19 protein-coding genes, 1 tRNA gene and 1 pseudogene are annotated in these 20,613 nt (G+C 34.2%); 3 read left to right on the top strand and 18 right to left on the bottom strand.

All coding sequences use genetic code 11. From position 1 onward, the window contains the following. From thsA to ACJROP_RS02960, 15 genes and pseudogenes are all read right to left on the bottom strand, one after another. Positions 1-1,279: thermosome subunit alpha (gene thsA, locus ACJROP_RS03030; RefSeq protein WP_406534021.1), on the bottom strand; the 1,279-nt coding region annotated here is incomplete at its 3' end. A gap of 318 nt (positions 1,280-1,597) precedes the next feature. Continuing rightward, positions 1,598-2,287 (bottom strand): annotated as a pseudogene (locus tag ACJROP_RS03025) (SDR family oxidoreductase); the annotation flags it as partial. Between the two features lie 516 nt (positions 2,288-2,803). Beyond that, positions 2,804-4,054 carry a hypothetical protein gene (locus ACJROP_RS03020; protein WP_406534020.1) on the bottom strand — a complete coding sequence of 417 codons (1,251 nt, stop codon included), beginning with the start codon at positions 4,052-4,054 and terminating at the stop codon, positions 2,804-2,806. Positions 4,055-4,284: 230 nt separating this feature from the next. Then, a complete protein-coding gene (asd, locus tag ACJROP_RS03015) occupies positions 4,285-5,334 on the bottom strand; it encodes an aspartate-semialdehyde dehydrogenase (protein ID WP_406534019.1) in 1,050 nt (349 codons plus the stop codon). 9 nt (positions 5,335-5,343) lie between these two features. Next, positions 5,344-6,165: a 4-hydroxy-tetrahydrodipicolinate reductase gene (gene dapB / locus ACJROP_RS03010; protein WP_406534018.1), complete on the bottom strand. Its 822-nt coding sequence runs from the start codon at positions 6,163-6,165 to the stop codon at positions 5,344-5,346. 12 nt (positions 6,166-6,177) lie between these two features. Next, positions 6,178-7,071 (bottom strand): 4-hydroxy-tetrahydrodipicolinate synthase, encoded by an 894-nt coding sequence (dapA, locus tag ACJROP_RS03005; RefSeq protein WP_406534017.1) that lies wholly within the window; start codon positions 7,069-7,071, stop codon positions 6,178-6,180. Further along, the gene (locus tag ACJROP_RS03000; RefSeq protein ID WP_406534016.1) at positions 7,068-8,288 is read right to left on the bottom strand and encodes an aspartate kinase; all 1,221 of its coding nucleotides are present in this window, start codon (positions 8,286-8,288) and stop codon (positions 7,068-7,070) included. The genes dapA and ACJROP_RS03000 overlap by 4 nt, the downstream gene beginning before the upstream one ends. Before the next feature lie 180 nt (positions 8,289-8,468). Beyond that, a complete protein-coding gene (locus ACJROP_RS02995) occupies positions 8,469-8,666 on the bottom strand; it encodes a 30S ribosomal protein S17e (RefSeq protein ID WP_292825300.1) in 198 nt (65 codons plus the stop codon). Continuing rightward, positions 8,659-8,994 carry a chorismate mutase gene (locus tag ACJROP_RS02990; protein WP_406534015.1) on the bottom strand — a complete coding sequence of 112 codons (336 nt, stop codon included), beginning with the start codon at positions 8,992-8,994 and terminating at the stop codon, positions 8,659-8,661. Before ACJROP_RS02990 ends, ACJROP_RS02995 begins: the two co-directional genes overlap by 8 nt. A gap of 76 nt (positions 8,995-9,070) precedes the next feature. Beyond that, positions 9,071-10,438: a succinylglutamate desuccinylase/aspartoacylase family protein gene (locus ACJROP_RS02985; protein ID WP_406534014.1), complete on the bottom strand. Its 1,368-nt coding sequence runs from the start codon at positions 10,436-10,438 to the stop codon at positions 9,071-9,073. 10 nt (positions 10,439-10,448) lie between these two features. Beyond that, on the bottom strand, positions 10,449-11,714 hold the full coding sequence (locus ACJROP_RS02980) for a succinylglutamate desuccinylase/aspartoacylase family protein (protein ID WP_406534013.1): 1,266 nt from the start codon (positions 11,712-11,714) through the stop codon (positions 10,449-10,451). Further along, positions 11,711-12,577, bottom strand: a complete 867-nt coding sequence (locus tag ACJROP_RS02975; RefSeq protein WP_406534012.1) for a shikimate kinase — start codon at positions 12,575-12,577, stop codon at positions 11,711-11,713. The genes ACJROP_RS02980 and ACJROP_RS02975 overlap by 4 nt, the downstream gene beginning before the upstream one ends. Next, positions 12,577-13,659 carry a glycosyltransferase gene (locus ACJROP_RS02970; RefSeq protein WP_406534011.1) on the bottom strand — a complete coding sequence of 361 codons (1,083 nt, stop codon included), beginning with the start codon at positions 13,657-13,659 and terminating at the stop codon, positions 12,577-12,579. The genes ACJROP_RS02975 and ACJROP_RS02970 overlap by 1 nt, the downstream gene beginning before the upstream one ends. A gap of 28 nt (positions 13,660-13,687) precedes the next feature. Then, complete coding sequence (cbiD, locus tag ACJROP_RS02965; protein WP_406534010.1) at positions 13,688-14,764, bottom strand: cobalt-precorrin-5B (C(1))-methyltransferase CbiD; 1,077 nt, start codon at positions 14,762-14,764, stop codon at positions 13,688-13,690. Positions 14,765-14,795: 31 nt separating this feature from the next. Beyond that, complete coding sequence (locus ACJROP_RS02960; RefSeq protein WP_406534009.1) at positions 14,796-15,059, bottom strand: thioredoxin family protein; 264 nt, start codon at positions 15,057-15,059, stop codon at positions 14,796-14,798. A 125-nt stretch (positions 15,060-15,184) separates the two neighbouring features. Between ACJROP_RS02960 and ACJROP_RS02955 the strand changes: the two genes are divergently transcribed. Next, positions 15,185-17,263, top strand: coding sequence for a DEAD/DEAH box helicase (locus ACJROP_RS02955; RefSeq protein WP_406534008.1), 2,079 nt, complete (start codon positions 15,185-15,187; stop codon positions 17,261-17,263). A 14-nt stretch (positions 17,264-17,277) separates the two neighbouring features. Here the strand turns inward: ACJROP_RS02955 and ACJROP_RS02950 are convergent, their stop codons facing one another. Continuing rightward, positions 17,278-17,583 (bottom strand): DUF2098 domain-containing protein, encoded by a 306-nt coding sequence (locus ACJROP_RS02950; protein WP_406534007.1) that lies wholly within the window; start codon positions 17,581-17,583, stop codon positions 17,278-17,280. Positions 17,584-17,597: 14 nt separating this feature from the next. Further along, complete coding sequence (locus ACJROP_RS02945) at positions 17,598-17,882, bottom strand: PRC-barrel domain-containing protein (RefSeq protein WP_406534006.1); 285 nt, start codon at positions 17,880-17,882, stop codon at positions 17,598-17,600. Positions 17,883-17,973: 91 nt separating this feature from the next. On the opposite strand from ACJROP_RS02945, the gene ACJROP_RS02940 reads away from it, so the two are divergent. Together ACJROP_RS02940 and deoC are read left to right on the top strand one after the other, a co-directional pair. After that, on the top strand, positions 17,974-19,635 hold the full coding sequence (locus ACJROP_RS02940) for a tRNA uridine(34) 5-carboxymethylaminomethyl modification radical SAM/GNAT enzyme Elp3 (RefSeq protein ID WP_406534022.1): 1,662 nt from the start codon (positions 17,974-17,976) through the stop codon (positions 19,633-19,635). A 43-nt stretch (positions 19,636-19,678) separates the two neighbouring features. Beyond that, positions 19,679-20,410, top strand: coding sequence for a deoxyribose-phosphate aldolase (deoC, locus tag ACJROP_RS02935; protein ID WP_406534005.1), 732 nt, complete (start codon positions 19,679-19,681; stop codon positions 20,408-20,410). Between the two features lie 119 nt (positions 20,411-20,529). On the opposite strand, the gene ACJROP_RS02930 is transcribed toward deoC, so the two are convergent. Beyond that, a tRNA-Phe gene (locus ACJROP_RS02930) sits at positions 20,530-20,602 on the bottom strand. Positions 20,603-20,613: the final 11 nt, after the last annotated feature.

The following is a 20,613-nucleotide window of genomic DNA, read 5'->3' as shown; positions in this document are numbered from 1 at the left end:
ATTGTTCTCTTCCAGAAATGGATTCTGCGTAATCTTTGAGTTTTTTAGCCATTGCAATTTCAGGAGCTCCTCCACCAGCAACAACTTCGTCATCTTCTACAGTAGCTGCTACTACACCGATTGCATCTTCAATTGCTCTTACAATTTCAGCTACAATGTGTTTGGTACTTCCTCTTACAAATAAGGTTACGGATTTAGCTCCGCTACATTCTTCAACAAAAATCATTTCTTCGCCGGAGATTTTTCTTTCTTCAACAGTACCTGCGTCACCTAAATCTTCAGCGGTTAAGTCATCCAAGTTGGTGATGACGGTTGCGCCAGTTGCTCTGGATAATTTTTCAATGTCAGATTTTTTAACTCTTCTTACAGCTAAAACTCCTGCTTTGGATAAGTAGTGTTGTGCTAAATCATCAATACCTTTTTGTGCGAACAATACGTTTGCGCCAGCATCAACGATTTTGTTGACCATGTCCTTAACCATTTTTTCTTCTTGTTCGATGAAAGCTTGCATTTGAGCAGGATCGGTAATAGTGATTTCAGCATCCATTTCAGTTTCTTTAACTTCTAATGGAGTGTTGATTAATGCGATTTTTGCACCTTTAATTTCTGATGGCATACCTGGGTGCACTCTTTCTTTGTCTACAATTACACCTTCAACTAAGCTGGATTCTTCAACAACAGCACCGTCTTTTTTCTCGATTTTGATGTTGTCAATATCAACACCATCTTCATCAGCAATAGCTTCTACAGCATCAACGATTAATTTTGCTAATGGTTCACGAGCTGCTTCGGTTCCTTTACCAGTCATAGCAGTCATAGCTACTTTGAGTAACATGTCGGAATCAACGTCATCGATTGCGATTTCATCTAAGATTTCTTGAGCTTTTTCAGCTGCTTTTCTGTATCCCATAGCTATGATAGTTGGGTGAATGTCAGAGTCAAGTAAAGATTCGGATTTTTTCAATAATTCACCAGCAATGATAACTGCAGTAGTAGTTCCGTCTCCAACTTCGTCTTCTTGGGTTTTTGCTACTTCCACGAGCATTTTTGCTGCTGGGTGTTCAATATCCATTTCTTTTAAGATTGTTACACCGTCGTTGGTTACGACAATGTCACCAAGTCCGTCCACTAACATTTTGTCCATTCCTTTTGGACCTAAGGTAGTTCTTACAGTTTCAGCTAATACTTTACCAGCTAAAATGTTGTTTCTTTGTGCATCTCTGCCGACAGACCTGTTGGTACCTTCCGGTAAAATAAAAATTGGTTGTCCTTGTGCCATTAATAATCACCTTTTTTTAATTTATAAATAACTAGATCAGTTTAATAATCAACATGAGAAAATGAGTTATAGTGTTGACTAAACCTTTCTACTTAATACATGAGTTTGAGGTTATATAAATACTTTATGGTATAAAGTAAATTGAAGTTAGAAAAAGATTATTTCTTTGTTTCAACGAATGAAATTTAAAAAAAAAGAGAATATTCTAGAAAGACTATTGATTAAAATGGTCCTCCTAAAATATCCAAATGAATGAACCGACATATTTTTTTAATTGAATGTAGCAATTTAAACCTTAGGTGATATGAAAAACTAAATTTAAATAGCAGTCCATCCACCATCAATGTTAATAAGTTGTCCGGTACAGAAACTGGAAGCATCAGATGCTAGATATATTGCAATTCCATCTAATTCACCTGGTTGTCCCCATCTGCCCATTGGACAGTATGCTTGAAGCAACATATCAAATTGTTCGTCACCTACAAGTTCCTCAGTTAATTCAGATACGAAGTATGCAGGTCCGATTGCATTTACAGTAATGTTGTATTGAGCCCATTCTGCAGCCAATGTTTTAGTGAGGTTGTACACTCCTCCTTTTGCAGCAGTATAACCAGTAATTCCTCCACCAACTAATGCAACTCTGGAGTGGATGGAACCCATGTTGATGATTTTACCGTATTTTTGTTCAGCCATATATTTTCCAGCGGCTTTACAACAGTAGTATACACCGGTTAAATCAATTGCAATATCTTTGTCCCATTCTGATACATCTTGTTCAAGAACAGGACCCATGAAACCTCTACCTGCACAGTTTACCAAAATATCAATTCTTCCAAATTCTTCAATTACATTATCCATAGCTGCTTGAACATTTGCAAAATCTGTTACATCAGCAACTTGGTAAGATGCTTCTACCCCATATGTTTCTTTGATTTCTTCAACATTTTCTTTTAATCTTTCTTCTCTTCTAGCTAAAAGAATAACTTTAGCACCTTGGTCTGCATATGCTTTAGCTAATTGAAATCATAAGCCAGAAGATCCACCTGTAATAACGGCTATTTTATCTTTTATGTCGAAATAATTTTTCATTTTTAACACCTCTATAGAATTACAACATACCACTCACAAAATGTAAAGTAGAACATTATAATTCATTGAAAAAAATATTTGTTAAACAAAATGTATAAAATTTTCTTTTTTTATGAAAAATATTTTATATGAACCTAAAAAAAATAAATATTATAGTAAAAATTTAATAAAATGTGAAAAGTTTTCAATTATGATAAAAATTTTAAATGATGTTAAAAAGATGATTCAAAAAAAGAAAAATCAATGAAAGAACACTATCAGAATTATTAAAATATGCTTTGATAATTCGAATAGTAAATGACATCACCGTAATAATTATATGACAATTGATAGATTATCACAAAGACCGCTTGAAAAAATAATAGAATTGGGCATAATAGATAGATGGAACAGGAAAAATTGTACAAAAATAAAAAAAAGTTAAGAGAGGTAGAATTATCTACCTTGTTTTTTCTCTAATCTGAAAGGAGGAATTGCTTCCTGAGTTTCATAAGCTTCTTGTTCTTCTTGAAGCTCATTGAAGAAATTAGTGATTTCTTCTAATCTTTTGATTTTATCGTTTCTTCTATTTAACTCATTTTGAAGATTTACATAGTCCTCACGAGAAACACTTTGCTCTTTTAGATGACGAATTTCGTTATCTTTTGCAGCAATTTCAGATTCGTATTGAGATTTGAGAGTAATAAACTCTTCTTTAGGAACTGATTTTTCTTTCAAATACTCAAGCTCACTATTGCGAGCGGAAATCTCATTTTCCAATCTGGTTTGAAGATTAACATATTCTTCTTTAGGGATAGATCTTTCTTTCAGATACTCAAGCTCACTATTGCGAGCGGAAATCTCATTTTCCAATCTGGTTTGAAGATTATCATATTCTTGTCTAGGGATAGTATTCTCTTTTAGAACATTAATCTGACTATCTAAAATTTGGATTTCAGAATTGAATCTGGATTGGAGATCATCATAATCTTCTTTAGGGATAGATCTTAGTTTTAGATTAGTAATCTCTTCATCCATTGCACTGATTTCAGACTCGAATTGAGTTTGAAGAGAAAGATATTCGTCTTTTGGAATAGTTTGCTGTTTTATGATATCTAATTCAGTATCTTTTTGTTTAATTTCACTTTCTTTTATACGAATCTCATTATTCATAAGTTCCAGCTGTTTTTCAAGTTCCATAATCTGAGACTGAGATTCTACATTATTTTCAAGTTTGATAACTTTAATCTTATAGTCATCTATAGTCCTTGAAAGTGAATTAATTGTAGCTTCTTTTTCAGCAATACTTCTGAAAGATTCGTTTAATCTTTCATTTACATCAGATAACTCTTTTTTCTTATATTCCCTTAACTGTTCAGCAAAATATTCTTTAATTTCATCAAGAGAATTGTTAACAAAATCTAATTCATATATCCTGTCCTCTTGATTTTTGATCAGAATATCTTTCTCATCTAATTGTTTTTTCAAAAGATTTATTTCATCTTCTGCCTTGAATTTAATAACAGAAACTTCTTTTTCCTTATCTACAATATCTTTTTCGAGTTCTTTAATCCTTTGCGGAGTGTTATCATTAGCCCTTTCCACTTCAAGCTCTGTTAAGTCATATTTTAATTTATTAAGCTCTAATAGGCAAGATCGAATTAAAGATTGTAGAGTATCTTTTTCAGCATCAATTCCTATTTCCATTCTATCCCTTAGTTTAAATTTTATCCCTATATCGGTTTCAAATTAATAATTTTTTATGAATTTGAAAATTCCAATATATTGTACAATATAATTCCTTGATATAAATTATAACATTCATACTATTTAAATTAAACCCTTATATTATTCTATAAATCAAATCAAAAAGAATTAGAAAACAGATAGAAAAATTAGAAAATATTAAAAAAAATAAAAAAAATAAATTGATAAAATTAGAGTATTTTATCATTAATTAATTCAGCATTCAATATTGATGCTCCCGCAGCACCACGAACAGTATTATGTCCAACAAGAACATATTTAAAACTATTATCAAACACTGTATCTTTTCTTAGCCTACCAACAGTAACAGCCATACCATTACCTGCATTTCTATCCATACGAGGTTGTGGCCTGTCATTTTCTTCTTTGACAATTACTGGATTTTCAGGGGCGGAATATAAATTTAGTTCTTGTGGCAATCCTTTGAAGTTTACCATACTATCTTTAACATCAGCAATATCAAAGTCATCTTCAAGTTCAATAAATACCGCTTCAGTATGACCATCAATAACTGGTACCCTATGACAAGATGCACTTAATTTGAAATCTGCATTGATTACATCACTACCATCGAAAGAACCCAACAAATAGAGTGATTCGCTTTCCATTTTCTCTTCTTCGCCGCCGATGTATGGGACAAGATTATCGACAATGGCCATTGATGGTACGCCATTATAACCTGCACCGGATACAGCTTGCATTGTTGAGACTCTTACAGCTTTTACATCGAAACTATCAACAATAGGTTTTAATGTTAAAGCCAATGCAATAGTTGAGCAGTTTGGATTGGTTACAATGAATCCATCCCAGTCATTTTCCTTTTGCTGTGCATCTATCATGTCTAAGCATTGCGGATTAACTTCAGGGATTACCAATGGAATATTTTTCTTCATCCTGTGTGCACTGGCATTACTTGCTACAACGTAATCTTTTGCAAATTCTTTTTCAACTTTCAAAGCAAAATCTGCCGGAAGGGAAGAAAACACAATATCTACATCGTTATCCATTGCATTAGGGTCGGTTTCAACAACTTCAATATCCCTAACGGATTCTGGCATCGCTTCATTCATATACCAAGTAGTAGCATCTTCATATCTTTTACCTGCAGAACGAGAAGACGCTGCTAATGCTGTAATCTCAAAATCAGGATGGTTTTCGAGCAATTGAATAAATCTTTGACCAACCATCCCGGTTGCACCGAGTACTCCTACATTTACCATATAACTCACCTACTCTAATCCTAAAACATCATTCATGCTGCTTACAATACCTTTTTCTGCTGTAGGCACATATCTTATAGCCCTTATAACACCAGCGATGAAAACTTCCCTGGTGTGCGCTTGATGTTTAACCTCAAGTCTTTCACCATCACCAACAAACATTACAGTGTGGTCTCCGACAATATCTCCACCACGGATGGCGTGAACTCCAATTTCTTCAGAAGTTCTTTTGCCAACCAAACCTTTTCTTCCGAATACTCCGACTTCTTCAGGATCACGTTCAAGTTCTTCAGCTATAATTTCAAATGCGGTTACAGCTGTTCCGGAAGGAGCATCTTTTTTCTGGTTGTGGTGGGCTTCTATAATTTCAATATCATAATCATATAAAAGTGGAGCTAATTTCTTTATAGTGTTGAAGAATACATTTACACCAATAGCCATGTTTGATGAAATTACTGCACCAACGTTGTTTTCTTTAACATTTTTGATGTTGGATTCCATTTGTTCTTCGCTGAATCCAGTAGTTCCAACAACAATATTAACACCGCATGCAGTAGCTACTTTAATAGTTTCTACAGCAGCGGGAGCGATGGTAAAATCAACTAACACATCAGCACCAGAAGATTTTAAAGCTTCTTCTAAATCTTCAGAACCGACAATTTCAACACCAAGCTCTTCGGTTCCAGCTTGAAGACCCGCATCCCTACCTGCAAGAGGAGTGTTTGGCATTTCAATAGCTGCAACTACTTCCATATCATCTTGTTCTGTGATTTTTCTAATAATACCAGAGCCCATTCTTCCTGCAGCTCCAGTTACTGCTACTTTAATCATAATATTACCAACTTAAATTAATTCAGAATCTTTTAATGCTTTTTTAAGGACTTCTAAGTTTTCTTCTTTCATATCATATAATGGAGGTCTTAAAGGTCCTGCAGGAAGCCCCATTAAATTCATTGCAGTTTTAACAGGAACAGGATTACTTTCAATGAAGAGAGCCCTTATCAATTCAACCATTTCATAGTGAAGTTCCAATGCTCTTGTGTAATCATCATTCAAAATGCTGTCAACCATTAAAACCATTCTTTTAGTATCAATATTTGCAGATGCACTAATTACACCGGTTCCACCAACAGCCATGATAGGTAAAGTTAAGGAATCTTCACCAGAAAGAATATTGAATTCATCTTCAAGCCCTTCGTGTTGGAGTGCCCTGTAAATGTCAGACACTTTATCTACACTTCCACTGGCTTCTTTAATTGCATCCACACCATCAATTTTGGCTAATTCAACAGCTGTTTCGACTTCGATGTTACTTCCAGTACGTGATGGGACATTGTATGCAATAAGTGGAATATCACAAGTTTCAGCAATTGTACGGTAGTGATTGACTAAAGAGTGTTGTTGTGGTTTGTTGTAATATGGGGTAATTAACAATGCGGCATCAGCACCGGCATCATAAGCGAATTCGGTGAGAGATAATGCTTCGGAAGTAGCATTACTTCCAGTTCCGGCAACTGCTTGAACCCTACCATCAATCTCATCTACTAAAACTTCAATGACTCTGTGATGCTCTTCATGAGACATTGTAGCGGATTCACCAGTAGTGCCCGCACCAACTAAACCGTTGACACCTTTGTCGATTAAATAATTAATATTTGATCTAAATCCTTCTTCATCAAGTTTTCCTTCTTTTGTGAATGGAGTAACCATTGCAACGTATGTTCCTTCAAAATTCATTTTAAAACCTCGCTAATAAGCTCGTGAGCTTTTTCACCATCTTCCCAGTCAACAAATAAAACAACTGCAGTTTGTGATGATGTAATTTCCAATATGTTAATGTTATTTTTTCTAAGTGGTTCTGTTATTTCAGATATGATTCCTGGAGTTTCAATAATATCTGGGCTAACAAATGTAATCATTGCAGTATCCCTTCCAAGAGATAATGAACTTAAAACATCAGTATCGACAACTAATTGATGTAATAGATGATATGCTTTGTTAGAATCTGTTTTATCAACGAAAACAGTTATAGAGTTTTGACCTGCGGATATACCAAAAATATTGATACCTTCATTAGCAAGTCCAGTAGTTAAACTAGCCATCAAACCAACTTTTTTAAGCATTGCTTCGCCAACAATAGCAATAAGTGAAATAGGATCTTTATAAAGGGTGACGCATTTTAACATTTCGCCCTCAAAAGGTCCCACAATACGGGTTCCCTTTGAATTTAAATCACCGTAAGCGAAATTAATAATCTTTGCACTGATTAATGGATCTTTATATTTCAATGCATGAGGATGTAGGACTTGTGCCCCGTGAGTTGCCAAATCTCTTAGTTCCTCAACGGAAATTGTTTCTAATAATTCGGCATCTTCTATTTTATTAGGGTCAGTTGACATTACACCATCTACATCAGTAACAATAACTACCTCATTAGCATCCAAACAATGTCCAACTAAAAATGCAGTAATATCACTTCCACCTCTTCCTAATGTAGTGATTTCACCACTAGGTCCTTTTCCTAAAAATCCGCAGATTACAGGAATGACTCCTTGATTAATAAGATGTTTGATTCCTTCAATTTTCTTGTGAGTTGTAGCTAAATCAATTTTTGCTTCTAAAGAATTTGAATCTGTTACGATTGGCCATAACTCATTATAAGGATCGATGAATTCAGACTTCACACCTAATGATTCAATAGTTGCTGAGAATAGTCTAGCACTAGTTAGTTCACCCATAGCCATAATTTCTGCCTTCTGCTTGTCTGTTAAACTTGTACCAATAGCATCATTAGATAATCCAATGAGCTCATCAGTAGTCTTGTTAACAGCAGAAACTACAACTACTACCTGACTGCCTTTCATATACTCATTTACTACGGACTGCGCCGCTTTTTTAATTCTAGAACCATCGCCAACCGAGGTTCCACCAAATTTTACTACTATCAAATCCATTAAGTTCACCTATTTCTTAAAAATTCACGAAATTTTGTTCAAATATCGGTTAAACAAAATATTCATATATATTTTTATCTAACCATATTAATAAACTTATAACTAAATATAGAATAAAAAAAGTTTGTAATTACAAAAAAAATATTATAAAAAAAGAGTAAGAAAAAATATGAAAAAAGCTTAGTCTCTGGTTTGTTCTAACCTTACAAGCCTTGTTACATATCCAGCAATTTTGTTTCTTAAGTGTTTAGTACTTACAGTAGAGTATTCTTGTACTAATTTTTTGTTTTCTTCAAAATCAGTAGTAAAAACACCTTTGTGAGTTTCAATAAGTTCTTTTGCTAAACGTTTAACAAATGAAGTTCTAATATTACCCATTAACATTCCTCCTTAAAATTTCTTTTTGCTCATTTTTATTTAAAATAGTCAGCATATCTAATATTTGATCAATAATATCAACATCAAGACCATTTTCTTCAGAAAATTTCTCAATTTTTTCATGAATAGCTTCTTCTCTAGACTTATCATAAATTGGCATTCCAATATATTCTTTACAAAGAGCTATATCTTTTGCAAGAGAGGTTCTCTGAGAAATCAAATCAAATAACTCATTATCAATTTCATCAATACGATCTCGTGATTTTTTTAGAAGTTCTTCTGCCTCTTTTTTATTTTTAAAAGATTTCATTTCATAACTTCCATCCAAAAAAATCACCAAAATTGATAGTAATGATAATAATATAATTTATTATTATACTAGTATTTAAACTATATGTTTACTATTAAAGCAAGCTATTAAATTTTAATAATGATTTCATCATTGACAATGATTTTGAAACTGAACCTTTAGCAACAGTACCATGTGGAGTTATAACTTCACAGGTTACAGCAGGAATCCCCTTTAAACTAACAACATCCTCTAGTGCACCAGGGTATTCAGTTCCTGCCTTTTTATAAATAATATATTTAACTTTACTTTTTTTAGCAATGTATTTTGCAAGTGTTGCACTTTTTGCAGTTGGTTTGTAGGTTCCCATTGCTACATCCTTGCCAGGTTTTCCTCCAGGTCTTGTGCAATGGAAATCACCATAGGCCTTGCATTTAAATTTAATGATTAGTTTAACTGTTTTATATGAAATAGTTCCTTTAACATTAGCTTTTTTATTTAAATGGACGCCAGCATAATCCCTTACGTTACTGGCTATCCCTTTTGGATTCATAAAGGGCATTATATAAACAGTGCCTTTTATTGGATGTGTCTCTAAATATTCAATTAATTTCATTGCAGCCACTTGAGATGAAATTTCATTTCCATGAACACCTGCAGTAATGAATACAGCCTTTCCCTTACCTCCTTTGAATTTAATTACCGGAGTGCCTAGTTTAGCTGCCTTAACAATTTTTTTAACCAATGCTGAATTAGGGATATTGGCTTTAATCATTTTATTTTTTGTAATATCTGCCCCGGATTTCCATTTATAAGTGGTAATCTTAAAATAATTTTTTACATGATACTTATTTTTACCGGAAATGCCATCTACAGAGTACGTAATTGTATAAGTTCCGGCATTTAGATTTAGACTTAAAGTAGCTATCCCATTTGAATTAGTAAACTTTTTGTAAGTCTTACCGTTTACTTTAAATGCAACCAATTCATTTTTCATTGGGTTTCCTTTTTTATCAACAACCTTTAAGTTAAATTTAGCTGTTTTTCCATATGTTGAACTAACATCTTTTGAAGAAACTCTTGAAAGGACATTAATCAAATTTGTATTTGATTTATTCCCACATGTGGTGGTGATCTTATACTTCCCGGGGTTTAAACCTATAGTTAAAAATCCAAAACCCTCATCATTTGTTGTTTTAGTGTAATTTACCCCATTAACATTCAATAATACGCTTGCATTACTGACAGGTTTATCATTGTCATCGAAAACACTGAACTCAAATTGAGAATCATTTTTATAATATTTAATTAAATCGTGAGTTTCTATTTTTGATGGTTGAGAAACATTATTCGCATAATTAGCATCATCTAATAGAGGCTGATTTGAATCACTTAATGTATAATTTTCATTTTCATGAGCACTAACGCATGAAATAGTTAATAATAAAAAAAATAAAAGAATGATGAAATTACATTTTTTCATAATATCATCATTATATTGCCGAATTAAATTTCAAGAAATATTTCATCATATTATATGATGTTTTAACTGTTTTAGTTGTCACAGTATTATGCGGGAGCATTACCTCACAGATTACAGCAGGAATGCCTAGCTTATTAACATTATCATTAATTCCTCCAGGATACTGCTGACCAGCATATTTATAGATTCTCTGATTTACCTTACACTTTTTAGCAATATATTTTGTAAGTGCCGCACTTTGAGTTGCTGGAGTCTTAGATCCCATTACAATATTTTTACCTGGAACTCCACCAGGTTTTGTAGTGTGGAAATCACCATACGCATCGCATTTATACTTTTTGACTAACTTAACAATTTTATTTGGGATTGTGCCGGATTTATCAGCTATACGATTGAAATCTTTATCTGTGTATCTGACTTTTTTAGAAATGGCTTTAACATTAACAAATGGCATGAAATAAACAGTACCTTTGATTGGATGTTTAGTTAAATAATTAATCATTTTCATAGCCGCAACTTGAGAAGATATCTCATTTCCATGAACACCAGCAGTCATGAAAACAACTTTACCACTTCCTCCTTTAATAGTTAAAAGAGGAATGCCTTTTTTAGTTGCCGCCACAATTTTTTTAACCCATGCATTATTAGGCATGTTTTTCTTGATTAATTTATTTTTAGTAACATCCCCTTTGATGCCCCATTTTAAAACAGTCAATGAAATCTTATTTTTTACAGTATACGTATTAGATCCAGTTACATTATCCGCTTTATACTTTATTACATAACTACCTGCAGAACAGTTACATGAAACCATAGCTATACCATTCGCATCGGTGTATTTGGTAACTGTTCCTTTTCCAACAATTGTAAAAGATACTTTCTGACCTTCAATAGCTTTTCCAGCTTTATCAAGGACCTTTACTTTGTAATATACCACAGTCCCATAAGTTGATGAAATATCTTTTGTGTTTGTAACTTTGGCAGGTTTAGCTTTACTAACAACAGATTTGTCATCAGTAGTTTGAGCATTATTACTAGAAACATTAGTTCCACTACCTGAATCGGATAAATTTGATTCAGAGCTACTGTCTCCAATAAGCCCCACATCAGAATTACCGCTCTCGATAATGGAATCGTTTGGCTCTTCAATTACTGATAAGCCATCACCATCAATAGCTAACGTATCATTAGCTACTGATACATTTTCTGATGCTGAAACAACTGATAAACTAAACATCAATATAATCAATGCCAACATCAAATATCTTTTTTTCATAATAACCTACATCCTTTATTATCCACTTTTGTTTCTATTACCTTACCTTGATATTTATTCCATGAGTATTTAATATCATCGATTGAATCTTGACTAGCAATTGCCACAAATGATGAACCCGTTCCAGATAACCCTGAAGCTATTGCCCCTACTTCAAGCGCATCAATTGCTATTGTCGAATCGAAACCCAATGTAGCCGAATAAAGTAAACCATTTAGATTTAAAGCTTTAAAATACTCTTTTTGACAAGCAAAATCAAAAGCCGTTTCAACTAACGGCGCCAATAATTTCATTCTTTCAGGATCTGAATCACCTGATTTTGAATAGTAATCGGGCATATACACTAAAATCGGATATTCATCCATCTTTTCTTTTATAATAAATTCCCTATTCCTATTATCTGTAACAACAACCCCACCAAAATAAGAGGCAGTTGCATCATCAAATGAACCGGTTATTGTAACGCCAGCATCCAGAGATGCATCAATAGCCATATTAATGACTTCCAAATCTTCAAGAGGCTTTAAATTAAATTCTTCAGATATCATTGAAGAAACTACTTTAACAACCGCATTGGATGAAGCACTGCTGCTGGATAATCCTGAAGCCATTGGCAAACTTGATTTTGTTTTTAAATCAACACCAAATTCATTTTTATCAATATCATAATGTTTAAAAACCTTTTCAGCACAAATTTCCATTAATGTGTTATCTGCTCCAACATCATTGGTGCATGCAATTCCCTCAGAAGTTGTTTTAGCCACACATTCAATATCCAATCCGATACCAAATGCAGAACCAAAACCTGTTGCGATTGCATTTATTATTGTTGCCGAACCGGGTGACCTGACTTTCATCTCCATTATTCCAACTCCTCATAAGGAATTGTTACTTTTGAAAAATCGATTGCACGATTTCTCGCATTAAGTGATAAAACTAACCTTAAATCATCATCGTTAATGATAGTATCAATAGCTTCTGCGATTGATGAAACTTTTTTTGGATTTACAAGCAATCCGACATCATCATTGATTATTTCAGTAATTCCACCAACATCACTTCCGATTACTGGTTTTCCACAAGCCAATGCTTCAATTAGAACCAAACCAAAACTTTCTGAAAATGACGGCAACACCAGAACATCACAACTTGGAATAATTTCTTCAACATCATCCCTGGAGCCGGTGAATATTACATCCCTGATATTTTCGTCTTCAACCTTTTTTCTTAGCTTTTTAAGTTGCGACCCATCGCCTACAATAACCAAGTAATAATCACTTTTGGCAATTCTTTTAGCCTCTAAAAGAGAATCTACATTTTTCCTTTTAATTAGATTTCCAACAAAAAGAACAATAGGCTTATCTTCAAGTTTATTCTCTTTTTTAAATGAGTCATTTGCCTTTGCAGAGAATTTATCAATGTCAACGGAATTCCAGGACAATTTGGTTTTATTGGAAATCCCCTCAACACCAGTTGCAATAATTTCATGCCTTAAAGCATTGCTTACAGCAAAAACACCATCTGCATCCTTTAACACTTTTCTGATTGTTGATCTCATTAATGGTTGTGTCTTATATAATTCAAACATGTCGGAACCATGTGCGGTAACATATGTCTTAATTCCATGTTCCTTTCCAACTTCAACTGCTGCCGCTCCTGCGGGGAATAAGTAATGTCCATGAATTATGTCAATATCCTCTTTTTCCAAAAGTTCCTCCAATGCCTTTTTGGCATTTTTCTTAAACATCAAACCCCTAACACCAGGAATATTAAGTCCCTTTGTTCCGATGACATGGATTCCATCAATATCCTTAATGTCCTTGTGAGGGTAAGTAATCACATAAACTTCATGGCCTTCACTAACCAACTTTTTTGATAAAGTGTGAACATGAACACCAACTCCACCGACATGAGGCGGGAATTGGCCAACCATAGCTATTTTCATAAAAATAAAACTCCATTTAATTGTAATATTATATAATGAAATTATCGTTTAAATAAGTTCCTTCCATGTCAACTAAGATAACATTTAAATCCAAATCAAAACGCTGCTTGCACCTATCGCGAATGGCCGAAGCGATACTGTTTGAAACTTCAACCGAAAGATTAATTTCGTTTAGGATATCCATCATGTCATCAGTAGTTTTGGAATCGAATAGTCTTTGAAGGTGCTGCCTATCAGCGCCGCATAACGCTGCATGAGTAACCATTATCTCACGCCTTCCATCGGCTACGGCATGTTTGGTGTCAAATATTCCTCCGGCAACCTTAATTAGCTTGCCCATATGTCCAAAGAATGTGAATTTGGTAATTCCTCTCTTTTCAGCTTCCTCAAACATGAAGCCTACAAAATTTCCTGTTTGAACAATCTGTTCCTTACTGACTCCCAAATCCTTTATTGCCAGCTTTTCACCAATGTTTCCTGGAACAAAAACTAAATCCTCAATATCTGAAGCAATAGCAACGTCAAGTTGTGTAACGATAGAATTTTTATAGGCATCACTGGACATGGATCTTGCAATGCCTGTAGTTCCAAGAACTGATATTCCATCGATTATGCCCAATTTAGGATTCATGGTTTTTTTAGCAATTTCCTTACCTTCAGGAATAGATATGGTTACTTTGGCTATTTTCCCTTCAGGTATCTTATCGGCTAAATTTTTGACAATCATACGGCGTGGCCCAGGATTTATGGCATAATCCCCAACAGGTATTTGAAGACCCGGTTTTGTAATTAAGCCAATGCCTTCCCCACCGGTAATAATGACATTGGATTCCTCATCTGTCCTATCAAACAGCTCAACAGTTGAAATGATTGCTAAATCCACAGTAACATCCGGATCATTATATGGATTTTTATGAGCTACCGCATATGCTTTAGAAGAAGATTCCTTTTTACATTCGTCTATAATAATATCCAATACCTTTTTAGGGGTTTCAACTTTAACGCAAGCAATATCCGGGCTATCCAATATTGCATCTAGAGCAGCAAGTGAACAGGCAGTCGCTATTGTGCCTGTTGTAACACCAGTATAATTACCATTAGTCATTTTTAATTAAAAAGAATAAAAAAGAGAGAATCTATAATAAAGATTCTAGTTTTTCAATAAGTTCAAAGTCACTAGGTGCACCAACAAAAACAACTTCCCCATCAATTACAATAGTAGGAACTGCCATGATTTGATAGTCAATTGCTTTTTGTCTGATTTCCATACTTTCATCGATTTTCATTATTTCTACATCAATTGCATCGCCTAATTTATCTTTAGCTTTTTGAGCAGCGTCAATTGCTGCCGGACAGTGTGGGCATGAATTGGTTGAAAATACTTCTACTTTAATTGCCATAGTAAATTCTCCTATTATATTGATTTGTAACTATTTTATTAATTAGTAATATATAATTGTTACTTTAAATAGGTTTCAAATGCTCTCTGGAAATGTTTATTATATATTAAAATTATAGAAATAAATTGATTAAAATGGAAAACTTAGATGATGATATCAAAACAATAATCAATAGCGCATACCCTTACATCAAGGAATTTAATCCTGCCCAAAAAGCAGTGATTGAATCCGGATATCTAGAAGACAAATCAAATTATATCATTTGCATCCCAACCGCAAGTGGAAAGACAGTGTTAGGAGTATTGCCTGCTTTAAAAACTATTTTAAATGGTGGAAAAGCAGTTTATGCAGCGCCACTGCTTTCAATCCAAAATGAAAAAGTAAAAGAGTTTAAAGCATTTGAAGAGCATGGAATAAATGTAGGCAAACATCCCTCCAGCGCAGACTTATCAGTTATGGTTTTTGAGTCATTTGACGTGCTTACACGGTTTTCCTGGAATGTGCTTAGGGATGTTGATACATTAATCATTGATGAATTTCATATGCTTGGCGAATACTCAAGAGGTCCGACCCTTGAAGCTGCGATAACAAGAGCCAAAATCATCAATCCAAGTATGAGAATAATTGCACTTTCTGCAACTTTAAAAAATATGGAAGAAATCGAAGGATGGCTTGAAGGGACATGTGTTGAACATGATTACCGACCGGTTCCGCTGCACAAAGAGGTGCTGGATGCAGAGATGTTTAACACCAAAAACAAAAATGATGTGATTGTAAAAGTAATCGAAAAGGCCATCAAAGACAAATCACAGGCACTGGCATTTGTTTCAACAAGACGATTTACGGAAAGCTTGGCCACATATGTTGCCAAAAAAATTAACAAAAAAATCAATGTTGAACAGAGAAAGAGATTCAAGGAAGTCTCCGAGAAATTATTAGAAGTCCCGAAAAACAAAGGGACACTTCCAACAACCACCTGTTTGAAATTAGCCGAAGCAGCTGAAATGGGCGTAGCATTCCACCATGCGGGTCTATTTAATGAACAAAAAGAAATAATTGAAGATGAATTTAGAAAAGGAAATATCTTACTGATTACTGCAACTCCAAGTTTAATGTATGGAGTTAACTTGCCATCAAAAACAGTTATAATCAGAGACAATACCCGCTGGACAAGCAATGGCCCACAACCAATACCTGTTTTTGATTACGAACAGATGTCTGGAAGGGCCGGAAGGCCACTATACGACGATGTGGGATACTCATATCTTATTGCAAAAACAATGGATGATGCTCAAAACCTGCAGGAATACTATGTCGATGGGGAAATCGAATTAACCAATTCAAAATTAATCGATAACAAGGATGCGGTTTACAAGCAGATTATTGCACAGATTGCTTCTTCACTTTCTAAAAATTTAGAGGAACTAACAGACTTTTTTGGGAAAACATTCTACGGATATCAGATGAGCAATAATCCTTCAATGTCCTTATTTGCCGAGGAAAGCCTAAAATACGAATTGGAAATTGCACTAAACTTCCTGCTTCAAAATGGAATCATAAGGGCAACTCCGGAAGGACTTAAAACAACAGAATTCGGTTATTTAATAGCCAAATCTAATTATGCCGTTGAAACTGCCGTTAAAATTAAGGAGTATGTCTCAGGAATGAGTGAATTAAACGCTGAAGAGTTTATCTATGCATTATCTCAAACTCCAGATTTGCCTTTAATCTCATTTAAAGGAAGAAAATCAAAAGATCCAGTGCATGAAAAATTATCAGAATGCGGATTGTTTGCAGTTGATATCGGAATTGAGGAAGCAACTACCGTTTCATTAATCGAATGGATAAATGAAAGAAACGAATATGAAATTGAAAATAAATATAATGTATATTCCGCTTCAACAAGAAGGTCCGCTTATGAAGCATCACGCCTTGTGAAATTTGCAAAGAACACCTCTGAAGTTTTAGGCAACTATTCAAACTTAAAAGAATTCGATTTCTTATCTGCCAGATTGTACTACGGTGTTAAACCTGACATCATCCCATTGGTCGTTGGTGTTAAAAGGTTAGGTAGAAAAAGAGCTAGGGCTTTGGTAAACATATTTGGAAATGACCTAAGTGGAATTTCCGAAAAAGAACTGCAAAGAGTTGAAGGAATAGGACCTAAACTTGCAGAAAAAATAAGTTTATTTGTAAATAATTAAAAAAGGTGGGATTTTTAACCTCCACCTTCAGCAACATGAGAACTTAATTCCATGTCCTCAAATTTCATTGCTTTTTCTTTTAATTCGTCAACATCGACTTCTTCATCATCTTCCCTATCGTAATAAGCAGATTTCTTAATGTCCTTTTCATCAAGCAATTCCACTAATTTTGCACGATACCATAAGTTGGTTTTATCAATCTTTACCCAATCAATGCCATCCTGTGTCTTCTCATCAACAACTTTGCCCATTGTTCCGGTATCAACATATCTGACATGTGAGCCAAGAGGAATTTCGATGTCTCTTGCATCTAAAACCATTTTAAAACCTATGTTTAGTCATCTTCGTCTTCGATTTCAACTTCAACAGCTTCAGCTTTTTCAGCTTCTTTATCAGCTTCTTTTGGAATCTCTTTGTTTAAGATAACATAAGCTCCAATAGTAGCAACGTCATCAAAGCTAATTTCAAGCTCATCTTTAGAGAAAATGTTTTTTTGCAAGGTTAAGGTAATGTTTTCAATTTTACCGGTTTCGGTATTGAAATCAACATTGTCAACTTTACCTACTACATTTGCGTTTTTATCTAAAACAGTACAACCTAAAAATTCTTTAATTTTCATTGTATCACCTATTATATTATAATATAAATCATTAACTATTTAAATAAAACCATTATATAAAATTAACTATTAATTAATGAGGTTGAAAATGATAAAAAAAGCATGCAGGACAATCATTGAAGATATTTTGGAGGGCAAAATATCCACTCGTCGTGACCTTGAAGTTGAAAAAAGGCAACTCTGTCGTGACTTGAAATTATCAAAATTCATGAGCAATGCAGATATTCTGGAATATGCAAAACCCGAAGAAAAAGAAATTGTCTCAAGCATTTTAAAGAAAAAGCCTACAAGGACAATGTCCGGTGTTGCGATAGTTGCTGTAATGTGCCATCCTCATAAATGTCCTCATGGAAGGTGCTTTTACTGTCCTGAAAGTGACATAGCCCCACCAAGTTACACTGGTGAGGAACCTGCAGCGCTTAGAGGAAGGATGTATGAATTCCATCCATATATCCAATGCTTCAACCGATTAAAGCAACTGAAAAAGATTGGGCACCCTATTGACAAGGTAGAACTGATTATAATGGGAGGAACATTCCCTTCACGCGATTTATGCTATCAGGAATGGTTTGTTTCACAATGCCTGAAGGCAATGACTGATTTCGGATTGATAATGGAAAACAAACCTACTAATTATGAATATAACCTTGATTATGATGAGATAAGATCCTTTGAAAAGGGCGTTTTGAAAACATACCCTCCTAATGATTACGTTTTAATTGAGGATGTTCAAAGTGCAAATGAAAGTTCAAAAGTCAGATGTGTTGGAATGACCTTTGAAACCAGACCGGATTACTGTAAAAAAGACCACATCAATAGAATGCTTGATTTTGGCGTGACAAGAGTTGAGCTTGGCGTTCAGACATTGTCTGATGAACTATATGAAAAAATCAAAAGAGGCCACACCTTAGCGGATGTAATTGAAGCAAACCAGCTGTTAAGGGATTCCGCCATTAAGGTAGCAATGCACATGATGCCCGGCTTGTTTTCAGATGAAAAGCAAGACCTGAAAATGTTCAAGCAATTGTTTAGCGATGCCAACTATAAACCTGATATGCTTAAGATATATCCCTGCCTTGTGACAAAAGGAAGCGAACTGTATGACCTGTGGGAAGAAGGAAAATACGCACCATATACCGACGAAGAGGCAGTAGAGCTAATCGTCAAAATCAAAAAGATTCTTCCGAAATGGGTCAGGACAATGAGAATTCAAAGGGATATACCATCAACTCTTATTGAAGCGGGCGTGAAAAAATCCAACCTTGGAGAACTTGTTTACAACAGGCTTGATGAGGAGCATATAAACTGTAAATGCATACGCTGCCGTGAAATCGGACACAAGAAGACATCCCGAGAGTATGGATTGGATGATTTCGACTTATTCAAAGAATCATACAAAGCATGCGACGGTCTGGAAAATTTCTTATCAATTGAAGACATTAACGAAGAAAGCATTGCCGGATTCTTGAGATTGCGTTTCCCATCAAAAAATCATTTTAGAGATGAGATTACAGATAAAACAGCACTTGTACGTGAATTGCATGTTTATGGAAACCTGATAAAAATAGGAGATAAAAATCCAAAGATAGGTCAACATACAGGATTTGGAGAAAGACTTCTGAAAGAAGCCGAAAACATGGCTATTGACAAAGGTTATGAGAAAGTGGCCATAATAAGCGGAATTGGTACTAGAAACTATTACCGCAAATTCGGTTATGAAAAGGTTGGACCTTACATGATTAAAAATATTTAAATACTTGTTCGTATATATACTAACTAAATAGAGAGTGGTAAATATGTATAATATAAAAAATTCAAAAGAGTTAGCAAAACTCATTAACTACACAAACTTAAACAACATGGCTACTGAAAGTGAAATGAAAGAATTTCTCGAAAAAGCAAAAGAATTGAACTTTAATTCTGTAGTTATCTCACCAACCTATGTAACACTTGCAAAGGAAATGCTGGAAGACACCGACATTAAAGTGGGAAGTGTAATCGGATTTCCATTAGGTTTTGAAGATGCCGAAAGCAAAGTAGCTGAAGCAAAAGTGCTGCTCGATAAAGGTGTAGACGAATTTGAAGTAGTCATCAATTTAAGCTATCTAAAAGATGAAAAATATGGATTGCTTGAAAATGAAATTAAACAAATAAAAGAAGCAATTGGAGATAAAATTTTAAAGGTAATTATAGAAACTAAAGCTTTAGAAGATTATCAAAAAGCTAATGCGGCTAAAGTGGCTGAAAATGCTGGAGCAGATTATGTAAAAACTGCAACAGGATTCGTGTCTCCAAATCACATTTTCGAGAACGTAAACGACATTACTATTATACAAAAACATGCTCCAAAAATTAAAATTGAAATATCCGGTGGAATTGACAACTACAAATTTGCCAACCAAATCTTAACTGCAGGTTCAAATATAATCGGAAGCGATCAAGGTTATGAAATTGTCAAAGCATACAAGGAGTTAAGAGAAAACACTCAAGTAACACCAAAACCAATTACCTTAACCAAAAAAGATTAAAAAAAAAACTCATCACCATTTTTTAATCTATTTTAACATTAGTCTATTTTTGTAAAATATCTAAAAAAATTAAAAAGGATAATCTATTTAAAAAAAATCTAAAAAAAAACAGAAATGAATGCCATGGGCCGGACTTGAACCAGCGACATCTAGATCTTCAGTCTAGCGTTCTCCCATCTGAACTACCATGGCATATGGACCGA

Origin of the sequence: Methanobrevibacter sp. (assembly GCF_045220775.1) — an archaeon.
Lineage (GTDB): Archaea > Methanobacteriota > Methanobacteria > Methanobacteriales > Methanobacteriaceae > Methanocatella.
The sequence above is the reverse complement of the archived record's forward strand: the minus strand, read 5'-3'. Positions and strand labels throughout refer to the sequence as shown.

Coding starts and splice junctions, on each gene's coding strand:
- ACJROP_RS02950 (WP_406534007.1), bottom strand. CDS start 17,583: ATGGTTTTAGATGCAAGAGACATCGAAATTCCTCTTGGCTCACATGTC.
- cbiD (WP_406534010.1), bottom strand. CDS start 14,764: ATGACTAATGGTAATTATACTGGTGTTACAACAGGCACAATAGCGACT.
- ACJROP_RS02985 (WP_406534014.1), bottom strand. CDS start 10,438: ATGAAAAAATGTAATTTCATCATTCTTTTATTTTTTTTATTATTAACT.
- ACJROP_RS02945 (WP_406534006.1), bottom strand. CDS start 17,882: ATGAAAATTAAAGAATTTTTAGGTTGTACTGTTTTAGATAAAAACGCA.
- ACJROP_RS02960 (WP_406534009.1), bottom strand. CDS start 15,059: ATGGCAATTAAAGTAGAAGTATTTTCAACCAATTCATGCCCACACTGT.
- ACJROP_RS02980 (WP_406534013.1), bottom strand. CDS start 11,714: ATGAAAAAAAGATATTTGATGTTGGCATTGATTATATTGATGTTTAGT.
- ACJROP_RS02975 (WP_406534012.1), bottom strand. CDS start 12,577: ATGGAGATGAAAGTCAGGTCACCCGGTTCGGCAACAATAATAAATGCA.
- ACJROP_RS02995 (WP_292825300.1), bottom strand. CDS start 8,666: ATGGGTAATATTAGAACTTCATTTGTTAAACGTTTAGCAAAAGAACTT.
- dapB (WP_406534018.1), bottom strand. CDS start 6,165: ATGATTAAAGTAGCAGTAACTGGAGCTGCAGGAAGAATGGGCTCTGGT.
- deoC (WP_406534005.1), top strand. CDS start 19,679: ATGTATAATATAAAAAATTCAAAAGAGTTAGCAAAACTCATTAACTAC.
- ACJROP_RS03020 (WP_406534020.1), bottom strand. CDS start 4,054: ATGGAAATAGGAATTGATGCTGAAAAAGATACTCTACAATCTTTAATT.
- ACJROP_RS03000 (WP_406534016.1), bottom strand. CDS start 8,288: ATGGATTTGATAGTAGTAAAATTTGGTGGAACCTCGGTTGGCGATGGT.
- asd (WP_406534019.1), bottom strand. CDS start 5,334: ATGGTAAATGTAGGAGTACTCGGTGCAACCGGGATGGTTGGTCAAAGA.
- dapA (WP_406534017.1), bottom strand. CDS start 7,071: ATGAATTTTGAAGGAACATACGTTGCAATGGTTACTCCATTCACAAAA.
- ACJROP_RS02970 (WP_406534011.1), bottom strand. CDS start 13,659: ATGAAAATAGCTATGGTTGGCCAATTCCCGCCTCATGTCGGTGGAGTT.